The organism is Pseudomonas sp. GW821-FHT02H06 (assembly GCF_059421525.1).
In genome coordinates, this window is the sequence record NZ_JBWKVD010000027.1 from 17,633 (window position 1) to 35,081 (window position 17,449).

Annotated in this window: 18 protein-coding genes; 14 read left to right on the top strand and 4 right to left on the bottom strand. The window is 60.7% G+C overall.

Going from position 1 to position 17,449, the window contains the following annotated elements:
* Positions 1 to 91: 91 nt before the first annotated feature.
* Positions 92 to 718: a LysE family translocator gene (locus tag AC07VF_RS25665; RefSeq protein WP_192174189.1), complete on the top strand. Its 627-nt coding sequence runs from the start codon at positions 92 to 94 to the stop codon at positions 716 to 718.
* Between the two features lie 100 nt (positions 719 to 818).
* On the opposite strand, the gene uraH is transcribed toward AC07VF_RS25665, so the two are convergent.
* Positions 819 to 1,172 carry a hydroxyisourate hydrolase gene (gene uraH, locus AC07VF_RS25670; protein WP_192174188.1) on the bottom strand — a complete coding sequence of 118 codons (354 nt, stop codon included), beginning with the start codon at positions 1,170 to 1,172 and terminating at the stop codon, positions 819 to 821.
* A gap of 398 nt (positions 1,173 to 1,570) precedes the next feature.
* Between uraH and puuE the strand changes: the two genes are divergently transcribed.
* The 8 genes from puuE (at position 1,571) to AC07VF_RS25710 (ending at position 9,712) form a co-directional block, all read left to right on the top strand.
* Complete coding sequence (puuE, locus tag AC07VF_RS25675) at positions 1,571 to 2,497, top strand: allantoinase PuuE (protein WP_495009956.1); 927 nt, start codon at positions 1,571 to 1,573, stop codon at positions 2,495 to 2,497.
* Positions 2,494 to 3,009 carry a 2-oxo-4-hydroxy-4-carboxy-5-ureidoimidazoline decarboxylase gene (uraD, locus tag AC07VF_RS25680; protein WP_495009955.1) on the top strand — a complete coding sequence of 172 codons (516 nt, stop codon included), beginning with the start codon at positions 2,494 to 2,496 and terminating at the stop codon, positions 3,007 to 3,009. The genes puuE and uraD overlap by 4 nt, the downstream gene beginning before the upstream one ends.
* 41 nt (positions 3,010 to 3,050) lie before the next feature.
* Positions 3,051 to 4,046 (top strand): allantoicase, encoded by a 996-nt coding sequence (gene alc, locus AC07VF_RS25685; RefSeq protein WP_282372141.1) that lies wholly within the window; start codon positions 3,051 to 3,053, stop codon positions 4,044 to 4,046.
* A 157-nt stretch (positions 4,047 to 4,203) separates the two neighbouring features.
* Positions 4,204 to 4,707: an ureidoglycolate lyase gene (locus tag AC07VF_RS25690; RefSeq protein ID WP_074889347.1), complete on the top strand. Its 504-nt coding sequence runs from the start codon at positions 4,204 to 4,206 to the stop codon at positions 4,705 to 4,707.
* Positions 4,708 to 4,755: 48 nt separating this feature from the next.
* On the top strand, positions 4,756 to 6,090 hold the full coding sequence (locus AC07VF_RS25695) for a urate hydroxylase PuuD (RefSeq protein WP_495009954.1): 1,335 nt from the start codon (positions 4,756 to 4,758) through the stop codon (positions 6,088 to 6,090).
* Between the two features lie 151 nt (positions 6,091 to 6,241).
* A complete protein-coding gene (locus AC07VF_RS25700) occupies positions 6,242 to 7,597 on the top strand; it encodes a nucleobase:cation symporter-2 family protein (RefSeq protein WP_495009953.1) in 1,356 nt (451 codons plus the stop codon).
* 358 nt (positions 7,598 to 7,955) lie between these two features.
* Entirely contained in the window at positions 7,956 to 8,744 is a 789-nt protein-coding gene (locus AC07VF_RS25705; protein ID WP_192174181.1) for an outer membrane protein OmpK, read from the top strand.
* 209 nt (positions 8,745 to 8,953) lie between these two features.
* Positions 8,954 to 9,712, top strand: a complete 759-nt coding sequence (locus AC07VF_RS25710; RefSeq protein ID WP_192174180.1) for a COG4705 family protein — start codon at positions 8,954 to 8,956, stop codon at positions 9,710 to 9,712.
* A gap of 111 nt (positions 9,713 to 9,823) precedes the next feature.
* Here AC07VF_RS25710 and AC07VF_RS25715 read toward each other — a convergent pair whose 3' ends face one another.
* On the bottom strand, positions 9,824 to 10,048 hold the full coding sequence (locus tag AC07VF_RS25715) for a hypothetical protein (protein WP_065988731.1): 225 nt from the start codon (positions 10,046 to 10,048) through the stop codon (positions 9,824 to 9,826).
* A 239-nt stretch (positions 10,049 to 10,287) separates the two neighbouring features.
* On the opposite strand from AC07VF_RS25715, the gene AC07VF_RS25720 reads away from it, so the two are divergent.
* Positions 10,288 to 10,896, top strand: a complete 609-nt coding sequence (locus AC07VF_RS25720) for a TetR/AcrR family transcriptional regulator (protein WP_495009952.1) — start codon at positions 10,288 to 10,290, stop codon at positions 10,894 to 10,896.
* Between the two features lie 3 nt (positions 10,897 to 10,899).
* Here the strand turns inward: AC07VF_RS25720 and AC07VF_RS25725 are convergent, their stop codons facing one another.
* On the bottom strand, positions 10,900 to 11,277 hold the full coding sequence (locus AC07VF_RS25725) for a response regulator (protein ID WP_495009951.1): 378 nt from the start codon (positions 11,275 to 11,277) through the stop codon (positions 10,900 to 10,902).
* Positions 11,278 to 11,840: 563 nt separating this feature from the next.
* On the opposite strand from AC07VF_RS25725, the gene AC07VF_RS25730 reads away from it, so the two are divergent.
* The 4 genes from AC07VF_RS25730 to AC07VF_RS25745 all read left to right on the top strand — a co-directional run bounded on the left by AC07VF_RS25730 (position 11,841) and on the right by AC07VF_RS25745 (position 16,933).
* Entirely contained in the window at positions 11,841 to 13,472 is a 1,632-nt protein-coding gene (locus tag AC07VF_RS25730) for a methyl-accepting chemotaxis protein (RefSeq protein ID WP_495009950.1), read from the top strand.
* Positions 13,473 to 13,996: 524 nt separating this feature from the next.
* The gene (locus tag AC07VF_RS25735; protein ID WP_495009949.1) at positions 13,997 to 14,884 is read left to right on the top strand and encodes an urea transporter; all 888 of its coding nucleotides are present in this window, start codon (positions 13,997 to 13,999) and stop codon (positions 14,882 to 14,884) included.
* Positions 14,885 to 14,929: 45 nt separating this feature from the next.
* A complete protein-coding gene (locus AC07VF_RS25740; RefSeq protein WP_495009948.1) occupies positions 14,930 to 15,796 on the top strand; it encodes an ion transporter in 867 nt (288 codons plus the stop codon).
* 135 nt (positions 15,797 to 15,931) lie between these two features.
* The gene (locus AC07VF_RS25745; RefSeq protein WP_495009947.1) at positions 15,932 to 16,933 is read left to right on the top strand and encodes a sulfate ABC transporter substrate-binding protein; all 1,002 of its coding nucleotides are present in this window, start codon (positions 15,932 to 15,934) and stop codon (positions 16,931 to 16,933) included.
* A 300-nt stretch (positions 16,934 to 17,233) separates the two neighbouring features.
* On the opposite strand, the gene AC07VF_RS25750 is transcribed toward AC07VF_RS25745, so the two are convergent.
* Positions 17,234 to 17,449 (bottom strand): hypothetical protein (locus tag AC07VF_RS25750; protein WP_495031066.1); only part of this gene is annotated, 216 nt, incomplete at its 5' end.

Below are 17,449 nucleotides of genomic sequence, written 5' to 3' on the forward strand. Positions count from 1 at the left end.
TGCTGATGGATGGCAGTCGTCACCGTACATGACCTGAAGCGCCGCGCAGCCCGCGGCGTTTCTGCTTTCAGATAAACAAGGAGAACACCCCATGACACTGGAAACCTGGCTGCTGTTCAGCGGCGCGGCATTGGTGGTCATTCTGATTCCGGGGCCGCTGTCGCTGCTGATGATCGGCAACAGCCTGAATTACGGCCTGCTGCGCTCCTACCCCGCCTTCCTCGGCGGCGTCTGCGCATCGATCTGCCTGCTCAGCGCTTCGGCCCTGGGACTGGGCGCCTTATTGTTGGCGTCCGAGCAGTTGTTCAGCGCCTTGAAAATCGTCGGCGGTCTGTACCTGTTTTACCTGGCCTGGCAAAGCTGGAAACAGTCGCGCCGGCCCGCCGTTGCCGCCGAAGTGCCCGAGGCCGCCAGCAAACCCGCCTTCGGCTCACTGTTCTGGCGCGCCTTTGTGCTGGGCGGCAGCAACCCGAAAGACATCCTGTTTTTCGCCGCCTTTCTGCCGCAGTTTCTCAAGACCGATGAGCCGTTTTTCGGCCAGTTGATCACCATGATCATCACCTGGACCGTCCTCGACCTGAGCTGCAAATTGTTCTACGGCCTCAGCGCCCAGGGCGCGGCCCGCTATCTGCGCACCGGCAAGGGCCAGACCTGGTTCAACCGCATCAGCGCCGGTCTGTTCGGCACTGCGGGCACCGTTGCGCTGATCAGCCGCTGACGTCTTAACAGCCAAAAAATCGGGGCAAACACCAAGGGCAAAAAAAAGCCCGCAGTGTGGGCGGGCAAGAGGAACGCGGGGAGCAACAAGCGGCAGCGATCTAGCTGCCGCGATACGTCGAGTAGCTGTAGGGCGAAATCAGCAGTGGCACGTGGTAGTGGTCTTGCCCGGCGTCGATGCCGAAGCGCAGCACCACCTCATCGAGAAACCCGTGCTCGCCGGATTGCACGCCTTTGCCGCGAAAGTAATCGCCGGCCTGAAACTGCAATTGATAGACGCCAGACTGGTAGTCATCGCCCTGCAACAGCGGAGCGTCGCAGCGGCCGTCGCTGTTGGTCACTGCTTCGGCGACTTTCTCCAGCCGGTCGCCATCGACCCGATAAAGCGCAACGCGGATGGAGCTGCCGGGGCAGCCATGTGCAGCGTCCAGCACGTGAGTGGTGAGTCGTCCCATGGCGTGTCGTTGCCTCATTCAGTAAGAGATTAAGAGATGGCCTGCACCCGAAAAGGGCATTAGCGGTAAGGCATGAGCAGGATTAAGACAGTTTAAGCGCAGATTGTACACAATTAAAATCACCTAAATTTTCACTGGTCACCCGCCGCGGCCCCATGCCCCGGATAGCGGCGCAACGCAGATGAATACGCGATGACACGCGCCATATCTGACCACTCAGGCAGGTTTCTTGCACAGTGATTCCATGAGGCCGAGAGTGGCGGGAAGTGAAAAAACAGGGTTACACGTTGTAAATAAAGTTGTATACAATCTTACCATCGCAGCGACCGTCACGGCACCTTGATGCATCGCCCTGACGACCACCGCCACAGAACACAGGCTAGATAAGGAAGATTGCAGTGAGCGCCGACTACCCACGCGACCTGATCGGTTACGGCAGTAACCCGCCCCACCCCCGCTGGCCAGGCAATGCCCGTATCGCGCTGTCATTCGTGCTCAATTACGAGGAAGGCGGCGAGCGCAATATTCTGCACGGCGACAAGGAGTCCGAAGCGTTCCTCTCCGAAATGGTCGCCGCGCAACCGCTGCAGGGTCAGCGCAACATGAGCATGGAATCGCTCTACGAATACGGCAGCCGTGCGGGCGTGTGGCGCGTGCTCAAGCTGTTCAAGCAATTCGACATTCCGCTGACGGTCTTCGCGGTGGCCATGGCCGCCCAGCGTCACCCGGACGTAATCCGCGCCATGGTCGACGCGGGCCATGAGATCTGCAGCCACGGCTATCGCTGGATCGACTACCAGAACATAGACGAGGCCCAGGAACGCGAGCACATGCTCGAAGCGATCCGCATCCTCACCGAACTCACCGGCGAACGTCCGCTGGGCTGGTACACCGGGCGCACCGGCCCTAACACCCGACGGCTGGTGATGGAAGACGGCGGTTTTCTCTACGACTGCGACACCTACGACGACGATCTTCCGTACTGGGAGCCGAACAACCCCACCGACAAGCCGCATCTGGTGATCCCATACACCCTGGACACAAACGACATGCGCTTCACCCAGGTGCAGGGTTTCAACAAGGGCGAGGACTTTTTCGATTACCTGAAAGACGCCTTCGACGTGCTCTACGCGGAAGGGGCCGAGGCGCCGAAGATGCTCTCCATCGGCCTGCACTGCCGGCTGATTGGTCGCCCTGCCCGGCTGGCCGCGCTGCAGCGTTTCCTTGAGTACGTCAAAGGCCATGAGCAGGTCTGGTTTGCGCGCCGGGTGGAGATCGCGCGGCACTGGCATCAGGTACACCCTTTCAATGGAGTCGCCGAATGAGCCGCTTTCAGACCCTGACGCCCTCGTCCCTCAGTCGCGATGAATTCGTCGAGGTCTTCGCCGACATCTACGAACACTCGCCCTGGGTCGCCGAACAGGCTTATGACCTGGGCCAGCGGCATGAGCTCGATGATTTCGAGACGCTGCATGCACGCATGAGCGACATCCTGTTGAGTGCCGATCACGCCGCGCAACTGGCGCTGATCAACGCTCACCCGGACCTTGCCGGCAAAGCCGCCGTGCAAGGCCAACTGACCGAAGCCAGTACCTCTGAACAGGCTGGCGCCGGTATCCACCAATGCACGGCCGAAGAGTTCCAGCGCTTCACCGAGCTGAACGACGCCTATAAAGCGAAGTTCGCGTTCCCCTTCATCATGGCGGTAAAAGGCAGCAACCGGCATCAGATCCTCGCGGCCTTCGAGACGCGCATTCACAACACGGCCGACGCCGAGTTCGCCTGCGCCCTCGCCGAGATCAACAAGATCGCGATGTTCCGCCTGCAAGCCCTCTGACCGACCTTTCCCACGCTCACTATCAAAGGCAGACAAAAAGAATGAAAGCTTACGCCGCACCCTTCGAGAAGTTCGTCAACCTGGCCGATGCGCGTCTGGGGACGAAGATCCTTTCCGTCACCGATGACTGGTTCGCCGATGCCAACCGCCTGTTCCAGCCGACCCCTGCGGTCTGGAAAGAAGGCGTGTTCGACGACAACGGCAAGTGGATGGACGGCTGGGAGTCGCGACGCAAGCGCTTTGAAGGTTACGACAGTGCAGTGATTCGCCTGGGCGTTGCCGGTTCGATCAAGGGCGTGGACATCGACACCTCGTTCTTCACCGGCAACTACCCGCCCTCGGCCTCGCTGGAAGCGTGCTTCCTGGCGTCGGGCGAGCCGGACGAGCACACCGTGTGGACGGAAGTGTTGCCGGCGGTGGAGCTCAAGGGCGACAGCCACCATTACCACGAGATCGGTGACGCCAAGGCCTACAGCCATTTGCGTTTCAACATCTACCCGGACGGCGGCGTGGCGCGTCTGCGGGTGTACGGCGTGCCCCATCGGGACTGGTCGGCAGTGGGTGACAACGAGCAGATCGATCTCGCCGCCGCGCTGAATGGCGGTCGTGCGCTGGCCTGCTCCGACGAGCATTTCGGGCGCATGAGCAACATCCTCAACCCGGGCCGTGGCGTGAACATGGGCGACGGCTGGGAAACTGCACGTCGCCGTACGCCTGGCAATGACTGGGTAATCGTGGCGTTGGGGCATGCGGGCGAGGTCGAGCAGATCGTCGTCGACACCCTGCACTTCAAGGGCAACTACCCGGACAGCTGCTCGATTCAGGCAGCCTTCGTCAAAGGCGGCACCGACAGCCAGATCGAAACCCAGAGCCTGTTCTGGCGCGAACTGCTGCCGAGCCAGAAGCTGGAAATGCACGCCGAACACACCTTCGTCGAGCAGATCAAGGCACTCGGGCCGATCACCCATATCCGCCTGAATGTGTTCCCGGATGGCGGTGTGAGCCGGCTGAGGGTGTTGGGCAAGGTTGCGAAATAAACGCTTGGCCTCTGATGACTGATGGTTCCCACGCTCCGCGTGGTAACCCCTTTGCGGACGCTCCGCGTCCAGGGTGACGCAGAGCGTCAGGGGATGCATTCCCACGCGGAGCGTGGGAACGATCACCATTTACGAATTTCGAGAAAGAAGACCCCGCATGCGCACACTGATCATCGAGCCGTTGACCAAGGCAGCCTTCGCCCCTTTTGGCGATGTCATCGAAACCGACGGCAGCGATCATTTCATGATCAATAACGGCTCGACCATGCGCTTTCACCGTCTGGCCGAGGTTGAAACGGCCACGCCGGACGACAAGGCGATCATCAGCATCTTCCGCGCCGAGGCGCTGGACATGCCGTTGACCATCAGCATGCTGGAGCGCCATCCGCTGGGCAGCCAGGCCTTCATTCCGCTGCTCGGCCATCCTTTTCTGGTCGTGGTCGCGCCACTTGGCGATGCACCTGAACCCGAGTTGACCCGCGCCTTCATCACCAATGGCAGGCAGGGTGTTAATTACCATCGCGGCGTCTGGCACCACCCGGTGCTGACGATCGAAAAGCGGGATGACTTCCTGGTGGTTGATCGCAGTGGCAGTGGCAATAACTGCGATGAGCATTTCTTCGAAGAGAGTCAGAAGATGGTTCTCGATCCCCAACTATAAGAAGGGTCTGACCACCCGTTAAGCGGTGGAAGGCAAAGGGTAAAGACTGTGGCTGCACATCTGATGGAATGGCTGAATCTGGGCGTGCGCTGGATTCACATGATCGTCGGGATCGCCTGGATCGGCGCGTCCTTTTATTTCGTCTGGCTGGAGAACAACCTCAACCGCGCCAACCCCCGTGACGGTCTGTCGGGCGACCTCTGGGCGATTCACGGCGGCGGTATCTACCACCTGGAAAAGTACAAACTGGCCCCGCCCACCATGCCGGACGACCTGCACTGGTTCAAATGGGAAGCCTACTGGACCTGGATGTCGGGCATCGCGCTGCTGTGCATCGTGTTCTATTCCAACCCCACCCTTTACCTGCTGGCACCCGGCAGCACGCTGAGCGGCGGCGCAGGCATCGCCATCGGCGTGGGCTCATTGATCGCCAGCTGGACGATCTACGACATCCTCTGCGATTCGCCCCTGGGCAAGCGCCCTGCCCTGCTGGGCCTGGTGCTGTTCGTGCTGATCATCGCGGCCTGCTTCGGCTTCAGCCAGGTGTTCAGCGGGCGGGCGGCTTACCTGCACACGGGTGCGATCATCGGCACGATCATGGTCGGCAACGTGCTGCGCATCATCATGCCGGCCCAGCGCGCGCTGGTCGCCGCCATCGCAGAAAATCGCACGCCGGACCCGTCGCTGCCGGCCAAAGGCCTGCTGCGTTCACGGCACAACAACTACTTCACCCTGCCGGTGCTGTTCATCATGATCAGTAACCACTTCCCGAGCACCTACGGCAGTCAGTACAACTGGCTGATTCTGGCGGGGATCGCGGTGTGTGCGGTGCTGGTCCGTCACTTCTTCAACACCCGTCACAACAGCCACAAATACGCTTGGGCCTTGCCGGTCGGGGCACTGGGAATGATGTGCCTGGCCTACGTCACTGGCCCCGCGCAAACATCTCGCGGCCCGGACGTGGCGGAGAAAATCCAGTATCAGCCACTGCCGGGCACCGCCATCGGTGGCCATCGCGCCGACGAGCCGAAGCCTGAGGTCGCACCAGCGCCAGCCCCTGCCGCCGCCCCGGCCCCTACCCCGGAGGCCGCAGCCCAACCGGCGCAAGCCAGCAGCGGCGGCGTGGATTTCGAGAAGGTCCACAGCGTGATTCAGGAACGCTGCACCGTCTGCCACTCTGCCAAACCCACCAGCCCGCTGTTCAGCAGTGCGCCGGCCGGGATTATGTTCGATACGCCGCAACAGATCCAGCAACTGGCCCCGCGCATTCAGGCCCAGGCGGTGACCGCGCAGATCATGCCGCTGGGCAACATCACCCAGATGACCCAACAGGAACGTGACCTGCTGCGGCAATGGATTGATAAGGGGGCGCAGACGAACTAAGCAGCTGCAAGCTTCAAGCGGCAAGCCACAAGTTAGAAGCAGTACGCGATCGGCTTTGGCTTGAGGCTTGAGGCTTGAGGCTTGCCGCTGGAAGCTTGCCGCTAACCGCTCCATCCGCTCCAACCAAAAAATAAAAACAATGAGGTGTTGCATGTCCGAGTCAACTCACGCGCGCATTCCTGCCGCGCCGCCACGACAGCCCCTGCCATTGCTGCAACTGATTCTGGTGGGCCTGCAACACGTCCTGTTGATGTACGGCGGTGCCGTTGCGGTGCCGCTGATCATCGGCCAGGCCGCCGGGCTTTCCCGGGAAGAAATCGCCTTTCTGATCAACGCCGACCTGCTGGTCGCCGGTATCGCCACGGTGGTGCAATCCCTGGGCATCGGTCCGCTGGGGATTCGCATGCCGATCATGATGGGCGCCAGCTTCGCCGCCGTCGGCAGCATGGTGGCGATGGCCGGGATGAGCGGGGTCGGCCTGCCGGGCATCTTCGGCGCGACCATCGCAGCGGGCTTCTTCGGCATTCTGATCGCTCCGTTCATGTCGAAAATCGTGCGCTTCTTCCCGCCGCTGGTGACCGGCACCGTGATCACTTCCATCGGCCTGTCGCTGTTCCCGGTGGCGGTCAACTGGGCCGGCGGCGGCAGCAAGGCGGTGAGCTTCGGCGACCCGGTCTACCTTGGCGTCGCCGCGCTGGTGTTGCTGACCATCCTGCTGATCAACCGCTTCATGCGCGGGTTCTGGGTCAACATCTCGGTGCTGATCGGCATGGGCCTGGGCTACATCCTCTCCGGCTTCATCGGCATGGTCGACCTCAGTGGTCTGGGTCAGGCCGAATGGCTGAAGGTGGTCACGCCCCTGCACTTCGGCGTGCCGCAATTCAGCCTCGCGCCGATCCTGTCGATGTGCCTGGTGGTGGTGATCATTTTTGTCGAATCGACAGGGATGTTCCTCGCGCTGGGCAAGATCACCGACCGAGAAGTCACGCCGGGCATGTTGCGCCGGGGGTTGCTGTGCGACGCGGCCGCCTCGTTTCTCGCGGGTTTTCTCAACACCTTCACCCATTCCTCGTTTGCGCAGAACATCGGCCTGGTGCAGATGACCGGCGTGCGCTGCCGCTCGGTGACCATCGTCGCGGGCGGGTTCCTCATCGTGCTCAGCCTGTTGCCGAAAGCGGCGTATCTGGTGGCTTCGATTCCGCCTGCCGTACTGGGCGGCGCGGCCATCGCGATGTTTGGCATGGTCGCCGCCACCGGGATCAAGATCCTCCAGGAAGCGGACATCTCCGACCGGCGCAACCAGCTGCTGGTCGCGGTGAGCATCGGCGTGGGCCTGATACCCGTGGTGCGACCGGAGTTCTTCAGCCAGCTGCCGCAATGGATGGGGCCGATCACCCACAGCGGCATCGCCATGGCGACATTGAGCGCGGTGTTGCTGAACCTGCTGTTCAATGTCCTCGGCGGTGCCGAGCGCGCGGCGATGGCCGGACCGCTGCATTCACACTGAGGGGTTGCCCTGTTTTCGACGGGAGTGCTCTGTCACAGAGCACTTGAGCACGACCGCGCGAGTCAGTATCCTCCGCCGCCGCTCGAATTCAGTCCAATAACAACACTGCAACTAACCTGACTGACCGGACAACTCTCCGATCAGCCCGTGCATCTTCCAAACGGCATCGATAAATCGACCAATCGACTGTTCTTTGAACAGCCGGCGGGGCTTTTTCGTCTTTTTTCAAGGTGTTGGCTCAGCTCTTGCTATCAACTCGAAGCTGACCAAACAGACAACTTAATCGATTAAAAACAAGGCGCCATAACAGAGCGTCAGTTCGCAAAAAACCACGACGTCAATCCAAGGGAGTATTTACATGAACCGCACGCTTTCCAGCCTGATGGCCGCAAGTAGCCTGCTTGCCGCCGCGCCGGCCATGTCGGGTGATCTGCTGCAGTGGCAGAGCAACAGCCTGACTTACCTCTACGGCAAGAACTTCGCCGTGAACCCTGAAAACCAGCAGACGTTCACCTACGAACATGCCGATGGCTGGAAATACGGCGATAACTTCGTCTTCCTCGATTACATCAACTACAACGGCAAGAAAGACGGCAGCCTGGGTAACGCCTCGACGTACGGGGAGATTTCCCCGCGCCTGTCGATGGGCAAGATCTTCGATCAGAAATTCGAGTTCGGCCCTGTCACCGACGTGTTGCTGGCAACCACTTACGAGTTTGGCGAAGGCGATGTCGAGTCGTATCTCATCGGCCCGGGTTTTGATTTGAAGATCCCCGGCTTCGATTACTTCCAGCTGAACTTCTACAAGCGTTACAACGACGGCCACCGCGCCGGCTACGGCGCCTGGCAAATCACGCCGGTCTGGTCCTACACCATCCCGGTGGGCAAGTCCGACATTCTTATCGACGGTTTCATGGACTGGGTCGTGGACAACAAACAGTCCAACAGCAAAGGCGATTACCACTCCAACCTGCACTTCAACCCGCAGATCAAATACGACCTGGGCAAGGCGCTTAATCTTCCGGACCGGCAGTTGTACGTAGGCGTCGAGTACGACTACTGGAGCAACAAGTACGGGATCAACGACACGCGCTCTTTCGACACGGACCAGAACACCGCGAGTTTGCTGGTGAAAGTGTTCTTCTGATTGCCCCGGGACGATGCTGGCAAGCGCCTTCTCAGCCGTTGCCAGCAGGCGTCCACAGCAGAATGCCCGGGGCCTTGCGCTCCGGGCAATTAATGCGCTTTTCATTTTCATGTGACCGATTTTTAACTTCCGCTCCGGGAAGATAGGCACCGTCGGCCACTGTCGGGCAGACACTCGAACCTCCCTGTCTGAACCACCCGGTAATCACAATGAACAAACTTCCGCAGATTACGCTCGCGTTCTGGGTCATGAAGATCTGTGCCACCACGTTAGGCGAAACAGCAGGCGACTTGCTGTCGATGACCCTCGACGTTGGCTATCTGATCAGCTCCCTTATCTTGATCAGCGTGTTTGTCGTCACGCTCATCACGCAACTGGCCTCCAAACGCTATAACCCGGCGCTGTACTGGTTGGTGATTCTTTCCACCAGCACCGCGGGCACCACCATGTCCGACTTCATGGACCGTACGCTGGGCCTCGGTTATGCAGCGGGTTCGGCCATTCTGGTGGCAATCCTGCTGGCGATCTTCTCGGCCTGGTACTGGAGCGAACGGTCGTTGTCAGTCAGCCGCGTCACCACGCTGAAAGCCGAGCTGTTCTACTGGTTCGCGATCCTGTTCTCGAACACCCTGGGCACGGCGCTGGGCGACTTCCTGGCGGATGACTCGGGATTGGGTTTCATGGGCGGGGCGTTGCTGATCGGCTCGGCGATTGCCGTGGTCGTGGTGCTTCACTACACCACCCGGTTGTCTTCGGTGGCGTTGTTCTGGATCGCCTTCGTGCTGACTCGCCCGTTCGGGGCGACGTTGGGCGACGTGTTGACCAAACCCCATGAAAAAGGCGGCCTGGACTTCGGGACGGTGGGTTCGTCGATGGTACTGCTGGGCATTCTGGTGCTGCTGGTGGGCGCCGCCATGTATTACAACCGCAAGCCCGCGCCGGCCTATGCGGTAATCAGCGACAAGTAAGGACACGCTCCATCGAAGTAAGGCGCGCTTGCCTGAGACCGAAGCACTTCAACCCTCGCTACACAGGCTGAGGTTCAAGGGGCACAGGCAAACGCGGCCAGGGTCACCCCCTCAGGAATGCCCTTCCCACGGCAGCGGCTTGCCCGCTCGCACCCTCGCGTTCAGCGAGCGCAGCAGGTCGAGGGGATCACGGTCTTTCATCGCATGACTCTGCTCGTCGACCCAGGTCATGACCTGCTGCCGGTCGAGCGTCGGCCGGCGGTGCAGGATTTCCACCAGCTGACGCTCGCAATGCTGGGCATACGCAACGACGCTGGAAAACAATGGGCTGTTCATGCTGCCGACACCTCGCCACCGAATACGCGTTCAGCCTTGATAAGGCGCCAGTTTAGTTGCTGCCATTCCGCTATTGCTCCCGGTACAACCCGCCACACAATAGCATTGGCGCGCCGTCGCGCCAGTGACAAAGCCGGTGGACAAAGGGGATGTTGTTGCGCAGCCGAGGCAATGTTGAGCCTGCTGCGAGGCCGGTGCTAACATTCGCCACCGCCGAGCAGGCAAGGACATACCGGTTTATGAGCAGCATCCGCGAGCGCAACAAAGAACTGATCCTGCGCGCAGCCAGCGAAGAATTTGCCGATAAGGGATTCGCCGCCAGCAAGACCAGCGACATCGCCGCCAAGGCGGGTGTGCCCAAGCCCAACGTTTATTACTACTTCAAGTCCAAGGACAATCTGTATCGCGAGGTGCTCGAAAGCATCATCGAGCCAATCATGCAGGCGTCGACGCCGTTCAATCGCGAGGGTGTGCCGGCTGAAGTGCTGACGAGCTACATCCGCTCGAAGATCCGCATCTCCCGCGAGCTGCCCTTCGCTTCAAAGGTGTTCGCCAGCGAGATCATGCACGGCGCGCCGCATTTGACGCCCGAGCAGGTTGAGCAGCTGAATGGACAGGCCCGGCATAACATCGAATGTATTCAGGGCTGGATCGAGGACGGTCTGATCGCCCCGATCGACCCCCATCATCTGATGTTCAGCATCTGGGCCGCGACCCAGACCTACGCCGACTTCGACTGGCAGATTTCCACGGTGACGGGTAAAGCGACTCTGGACGACGCTGATTACGAAGCGGCCGCCCAGACCATCATCCGCCTGGTGCTCAAAGGGTGTGAGCCGGACCGCTGAAGGTCACTGGCTTTCTTCCTTGTCGTAGCCCAAGGCCCTGTTCACACCTTGCAAGAGCTGGCCGAAGCTCCAGGGCTTGCGGATGAACACGACTGGATGTACGACACCCGAGCTCTCGGGTGTCTCGTGGCCTGACATGATCAGGATCGGGATCTGCGGATACTTGTTGCTCGACAGGTTCGCAAGGTCCGCACCGTTCAAGGTGCCCGGCATGAGGATATCGGTCAGGAGGAGCGCCACGTCGCGCGAGTTGCTTTCGAGGTACTTCGCCGCCTCGTCTGCAGTCTCCAGCGCATGGGTGGTAAAGCCTTCATCCTCGAGGATTTCGCAAACGAACTCGCGAATGATTTCCTCGTCCTCAACCACCAGAATGAGTCCCATGTTTGGTACGTCTGCTGCCATTTGCGCCACATCCACAATAATTATTTCCCATGCCTGCCCGGCCGGCCCTGTCCTGGACTCGGGTGTAGTCCGTACTGTGAGCGGCGCGAGCGCCGGAAATTCCATTGGGAAGCAACATTTGGTCGAAACGGTGTGCAGATTCTGGAAATGAAACCGTACAAACAGGACTTTGCTGAATCACAGGCAATAAAAAACCCGCCGAAGCGGGTTTGTGCAACACCGTCCAACTTCCTGTTGGCCGCCAATGCCTGGCAACGGTCGATTGTCCTTGATCCTGCAGCGGTCCGTTGCTGCAGTTGATGGATCCAATGTACCGCGACGATGTGTTTCAACCTAGAGCCAAGTTCCTCAGGTCGTGTAAGCCTTTGGCTATACCTGTGTCAGTGACCTGCGCCCACACTCAGGTTTATACCGGTCAGGCCGAGATGCTTAATGACACCATGGCTTCCCTCCGCTGAGGGATGCGGGTCAATGGAGTGTCGTGCAAGCGGTTATAGAGCGGCCTGGCCGAACAAGAAGAATAAAGAAGCGGAGTGACGATCATGAATATGCGCAATCTTTCCATCAGCCGGCGCTTGTGGCTGATTCTCATCGTCGCCGTGGTGATGCTGTTTACGCTGGCGGCGGCGATGCTCAAACAGATCCACGACGATCTGTACGAAGCCAAAACCGTCAAGACCATGCACGTGGTGCAGACCGCCAGCGGCCTGCTCGATTACTACCATGGCCTGGAAACCGCCGGCACCCTGACCCGCGAGCAGGCCCAACAGCAGGCGATGGATGCCATTCGCGGGCTGCGCTACAACCAGACCGACTATTTCTGGATAAACGACCTGCGCCCGGTGATGATCATGCACCCGGCCAATCCCAAGCTGGTAGGCCAGGACCTGTCCGGCATCAAAGACCCGGACGGCTTTCAGGTCTTCAACGGGATGGTCACCCTGGCCAAGGCCAAAGGCGCCGGCCTGGTCAATTACCGCTGGCCCAAGCCCGGCGCCACTGATGCGGTCGGCAAGACCTCTTACATCTCGCTGTTCGCGCCGTGGGGCTGGATCATCGGCTCGGGCGTTTACATCGATGACGTGCAGGCCGAGTTCTACAAACAGGTGGTCAAGGCGCTGTCGATCAGTGCCGGCATCATTCTGGTCATGGCGCTGCTGTTGATTCTCATCGCGCGCAGCATCGCCGGCCCGCTCAAGGCCACTGTCGAGGCGATGGCCAATATCGCCAGCGGCGAAAGCGACCTGACCCGCACCCTGGAAACCCAGGGCAACGACGAAGTCACGCAACTGGCCCGGCACTTCAATGCGTTCACCGCCAAGCTGCGGCGGGTGGTCAGTGAGCTGCAGTCGTCTGCGGTCGGCCTGGGTCAGGCGTCGAGTGAGCTGGGCAGCAACGCCATTCAGGCCCAGGAACGCAGCCAGCAGCAGTCGCTGCAGATGGAGCAGGTGGCCACGGCGGTCAATGAGGTCACTTATGGCGTGCAGGACGTGGCGAAGAACGCCGAGCACGCCGCCAGCGAGATGCGCAACGCCGAATCCCAGGCGCAGCAGGGTCAGGCCAACATCGACAGCAGCCTGAAGCAGATCGGGCACCTGTCCGGCACCATCGATCAGGCCGTGGAAGTGATTCGCACGCTGGCCAGCGAAAGCACGCAGATCGGCGGCGTGCTGGAGGTGATCAGTTCGATTGCCGAGCAGACCAACCTGCTCGCGCTCAACGCCGCCATCGAAGCCGCCCGCGCCGGTGATCAGGGCCGTGGCTTCGCCGTCGTCGCAGACGAGGTCCGCCTGCTGGCCCAGCGCACGCAGAAATCCACGGCGGAAATCCAGGCGATGATCGAGCGCCTGCAGGCGCATTCGGATGCGGCGGTGAAAGTCATCGCCGACAGCAGTCGTTCTTCGCAGCTGACTATCGAGCAGGCCAACCTGGCCGGCCAGAGCCTGACGTCGATCAGCCAGGCGCTGCGCAACCTCAACGGCCTGAACGCCTCCATCGCCAGCGCGACCCTTGAGCAATCCCACGTGGTGGAAGACATCAACCAGAACGTCACCCAGGCCGCACAACTGTCCCAGAGCACGGCGGTGGCGGCCGAACAGTCCAGCGCGGCGAGCAATCAGCTCAAGGGGTTGAGTGAACAGCTGAATGGGTTGTTGCGGCAGTTTCGGGTGTAACAACCAGATTGAGCCCCATAAGATTTGCGGTGTAACGACTGACGCTCTCCCGGCTAAAGCCAGTCCTACAGGGGTACGCGGTGTTTTCGTGGGACCGGCTTCAGCCGGGAAGAGGCCAGCCTGGGCACCCTCAATTTTGCGGTGTGACGCCTGGCGCTTTCCCGGCTAAAGCCGGTCCCACAGGGGTACGCGGTGTTTCCGTAGGACTGGCTTTAGCCGGGAAGAGGCCAGCCTGGGCACCCTCAATTTTGCGGTGTAACGCCTGGCGCTTTCCCGGCTAAAGCCGGTCCCACAGGGGTACGCGGTGTTTCCGTCGGACTGGCTTCAGCCGGGAAGAGGCCAGCCTGGGCACCCTCAATTTTGCGCTGTGACGCCTGGCGCTTTCCCGGCTGAAGCCGGTCCTACAGAAATATACGGTGTGTCAGCTGGAGTGGCGATGAGAGAATGTAGCTCGCTTACAGCCTTGCTGAAGTACGTACCTCAAGTCATTATGTATACAATAACTACAATTATTGAATACATATATGCCACCCGCCCTTTCTGCACCCCCCTCCCCCTCCCACTGCCACGACTGGGCCGAAGCTCTTCTTAACGGTTTCAGTCAGGTGCTGCTGCAACGCAGCCCTCTGTGCGGGGTTTTCTGTCTGTCGGCGATCCTGATCAGCGCGCCCACCTCCCTGGGCGGGGCGTTGCTGGGGGCCGTCGCGGGTTTGCTCACGGCGCAACGGCGCGGGTACCCGAAAGTCAGGCGCCAATCCGGGCTCTACAGCTACAACGGCATTTTGCTCGGGCTGTTGATCGGCTCGCAGGTCGAATGGTCGCCACTGGTGCCGCTGCTGACCATTGCCTGCGGCGGACTCAGCGCAATGCTCATGCACGCCTGGCTGGAACGCACGCCGCGCGCGACGTGCCTCAACGCCTACACCGCGCCCTTCGTGCTGTTTGGCTGGCTGTTGTTGATGTTTGTCGAACCGATGCAAGCGGCTATCGCAGACCTGAACCCGATCCACGCGCTGCCCCTGGGTTTCGGCCAGGTCTTTCTGCTCGATCATCCGCTGGCCGGGGTGATGATCGGTGTCGGGCTGCTGATCGCCAATCGGCGCGCCGCGCTCTGGGCCTTTGTCGGTTGCATCAGCGGCGTCACCTTCGTGCTGTGGCAGTCGCAGCCTGACTTGCCACTGCCCGCTCTGTGCGGCTACAACCCGGCGCTGGCCGGGCTGGCCTTCAGTCAGGCGCGGCACAAACCCTGGTTACCGGCGAGCGCCATTGGGCTGTCGATTCTGTTGCAGCCGGGGTTTGCAGCCATGGGGCTGGCGACGCTCACCGCCCCGTTCATTCTGGCCTGCTGGCTGGTGCAGGCCAGCGCCCGGCTGCTGCGTCAGGCTATCGGTGATGACAGGTTGCGCTCCTGAGCGCTTTGTCCCACGCTCTGCCGACCTTGCACGCGGAACGACCCCATGGACAGCAACATCAGCTGGCGCGAACAGCTACGCATCATCATTTTTCAAAGTGACACCAAACCCGGCCGACGCTTCGACAAGATCCTGCTGGTGCTCATTCTCTGCAGCCTGCTCGTGGCGATCATCGACAGCATCGAGGCCGTTCACCGCAACTACGCCGCCCCCCTGGCCTGGATCGAGTGGACCTTCACCTTCATCTTCGCGGTCGAGTACCTGCTGCGCCTGTACTGCTCGCCCAACCCCCTCAAGTACGCCTTCAGCTTCTACGGCCTGATCGATTTGCTGGCGATCGTGCCGGGCATCCTGGCGATCTACTACAGCGACGCGCAGTACCTGCTGATCGTGCGCGTGGTTCGGATGCTACGGATCTTCCGCGTGCTCAAGCTCAGCCCTTATCTGAAACAAGCCAACTACCTGCTCGCCGCCCTGCGTGGCAGCAAGCAGAAGATCATCGTGTTCCTGGCCACCGTGTCGACGCTAGTGACGGTGTTCGGCACGCTGATGTACGTCGTCGAAGGGCCGGAGCACGGCTTCACCAGCATTCCCAAGGGCATCTATTGGGCGATCGTCACCCTCACCACGGTGGGCTTTGGCGACATTGTGCCGAAGACGCCGATCGGGCAAATCCTGTCGTCGCTGGTGATGATCACCGGTTACTCGATCATCGCCGTGCCCACCGGGATTTTCACCGCCGAACTGGCCAACGCCATGCGCGGCGATCAGCTGCAGCACAACTGCCCGGTGTGCGCCAAGAACGCCCATGAACCCAACGCGGCGTTCTGTTCGCGCTGCGGCAATGCGCTGTTTCCCAAGCTCGGCGCGATGGCCGCACCGGCGGACGCGCAACGGGACATAAGCACATGAGTTTTTGATCTATTGAGCCGCTGGGGACTTTGGTTATAGTCGCCAGCCATTGGCCATCTTGCCTGGTTATAACAACGGCTCTTCCAAGAGCGAATCACTAAACGCACCCCTGCTCAACGCCACAAGGAATCCACAGTGAAAAAGATCTTCGCCGCTTCCCTGCTCGCCGCAGGACTGGCTCTGGGCAGCGCTGCACAAGCCGCCGCGCCGTCGCTGCTGAACGTGTCGTATGACGTGATGCGCGACTTCTACAAGGACTACAACGCCGCGTTCCAGAAGCACTGGGAAGCTGAGCACAAAGAAAACGCGACGATTCAGATGTCCTTCGGCGGGTCGAGCAAGCAGGCGCGCTCTGTGATCGACGGCCTGCCTGCCGATGTCATCACCATGAACATGGCCACTGACATCAACGCGCTGGCCGACAACGGCGAGCTGGTGCCGAAGGACTGGGTCACCCGCCTGCCGAACAACAGCGCGCCGTTCACCTCGGCCACGGTGTTCATCGTGCGCAAGGGCAACCCGAAGGCGCTGAAGGACTGGCCGGACCTGGTCAAGGATGGCGTTGAAGTCGTGGTGCCGAACCCGAAAACCTCGGGCAACGGCCGCTACACCTACCTCTCGGCCTGGGGCTATACGCTGAAAAACGGCGGCGATGAAGCAGCGGCGAAGAAGTTCGTCGGCGAGCTGTTCAGCCACGTGCCGGTGCTCGACACCGGCGGCCGTGGCGCGACCACCACGTTCATGACCAACCACATCGGCGACGTGCTGGTGACTTTTGAGAACGAAGCGGAAATGATCGCCCGCAAGTTTGGTCGTGATCAGTTCGAAGTGGTCTACCCGAGCGTCTCCGCCGAAGCCGAACCGCCGGTGAGCGTCGTGGACAAAGTGGTCGACAAGAAAGGCACCCGCGCCGTGGCCGAGGAATACCTGAAGTACCTGTGGTCGCCAGAAGGCCAGGAAATCGCGGCCGCCAACTACCTGCGTCCACGGGACCCCGCAGTGCTGGCCAAATACACCGACCGCTTCCCGAAAGTGGACTTCCTGTCAGTGGAAAAAACCTTCGGCGACTGGCGCACCGTGCAAAAGACCCACTTCAATGACGGTGGGGTGTTTGATCAGATCTATCCGGCCAAGTAAGCAACGGACGATGCGAAAACGGCGACCTGAAGAGGTCGCCGTTTTTGTTTGGCTTGACCGGTGATTCACAGGGGAATGCAGAACGTGTGGGAGCGAGCTTGCTCGCGAATGCAGTGTGCCAGACAACACATAAGTCACAGAAAGATCGCATTCGCGAGCAAGCTCACTCCCACATGAACCGGGTTTGCCACGCGACATCTCGGCGACCTCAAGAGCCGCCGTTTTCATCTGCCTTGATGCCCGTCGTCTGCGGGACGCGTAGCGTCCAGGGCGGCGGTACCACGCGGAGCGTGGGAACGATCAGATCAAAAGCTTCCCGGCTAAAGCCAGTCCCACTAACAGACCGCGCCCGCCCGTAGGACCGGCCCCAGCCAGGAAGCTCTTGATCTGCTTTAAAGCGCTTTTGATCTTCATACGCAAAAAGCCCAAACACCACAAATCGCGACTTGGGTGCAGGCCGAACGCAGACGACGCGGAGTGGGCCGAGCGGCATGGATGCCGCGAGAGCGCCGCTAG

Coding starts and splice junctions, on each gene's coding strand:
- AC07VF_RS25665 (WP_192174189.1), top strand. CDS start 92: ATGACACTGGAAACCTGGCTGCTGTTCAGCGGCGCGGCATTGGTGGTC.
- uraH (WP_192174188.1), bottom strand. CDS start 1,172: ATGGGACGACTCACCACTCACGTGCTGGACGCTGCACATGGCTGCCCC.
- uraD (WP_495009955.1), top strand. CDS start 2,494: ATGAGCCGCTTTCAGACCCTGACGCCCTCGTCCCTCAGTCGCGATGAA.
- alc (WP_282372141.1), top strand. CDS start 3,051: ATGAAAGCTTACGCCGCACCCTTCGAGAAGTTCGTCAACCTGGCCGAT.
- AC07VF_RS25690 (WP_074889347.1), top strand. CDS start 4,204: ATGCGCACACTGATCATCGAGCCGTTGACCAAGGCAGCCTTCGCCCCT.
- AC07VF_RS25700 (WP_495009953.1), top strand. CDS start 6,242: ATGTCCGAGTCAACTCACGCGCGCATTCCTGCCGCGCCGCCACGACAG.
- AC07VF_RS25705 (WP_192174181.1), top strand. CDS start 7,956: ATGAACCGCACGCTTTCCAGCCTGATGGCCGCAAGTAGCCTGCTTGCC.
- AC07VF_RS25710 (WP_192174180.1), top strand. CDS start 8,954: ATGAACAAACTTCCGCAGATTACGCTCGCGTTCTGGGTCATGAAGATC.
- AC07VF_RS25715 (WP_065988731.1), bottom strand. CDS start 10,048: ATGAACAGCCCATTGTTTTCCAGCGTCGTTGCGTATGCCCAGCATTGC.
- AC07VF_RS25720 (WP_495009952.1), top strand. CDS start 10,288: ATGAGCAGCATCCGCGAGCGCAACAAAGAACTGATCCTGCGCGCAGCC.
- AC07VF_RS25725 (WP_495009951.1), bottom strand. CDS start 11,277: ATGGGACTCATTCTGGTGGTTGAGGACGAGGAAATCATTCGCGAGTTC.
- AC07VF_RS25730 (WP_495009950.1), top strand. CDS start 11,841: ATGAATATGCGCAATCTTTCCATCAGCCGGCGCTTGTGGCTGATTCTC.
- AC07VF_RS25735 (WP_495009949.1), top strand. CDS start 13,997: ATGCCACCCGCCCTTTCTGCACCCCCCTCCCCCTCCCACTGCCACGAC.
- AC07VF_RS25740 (WP_495009948.1), top strand. CDS start 14,930: ATGGACAGCAACATCAGCTGGCGCGAACAGCTACGCATCATCATTTTT.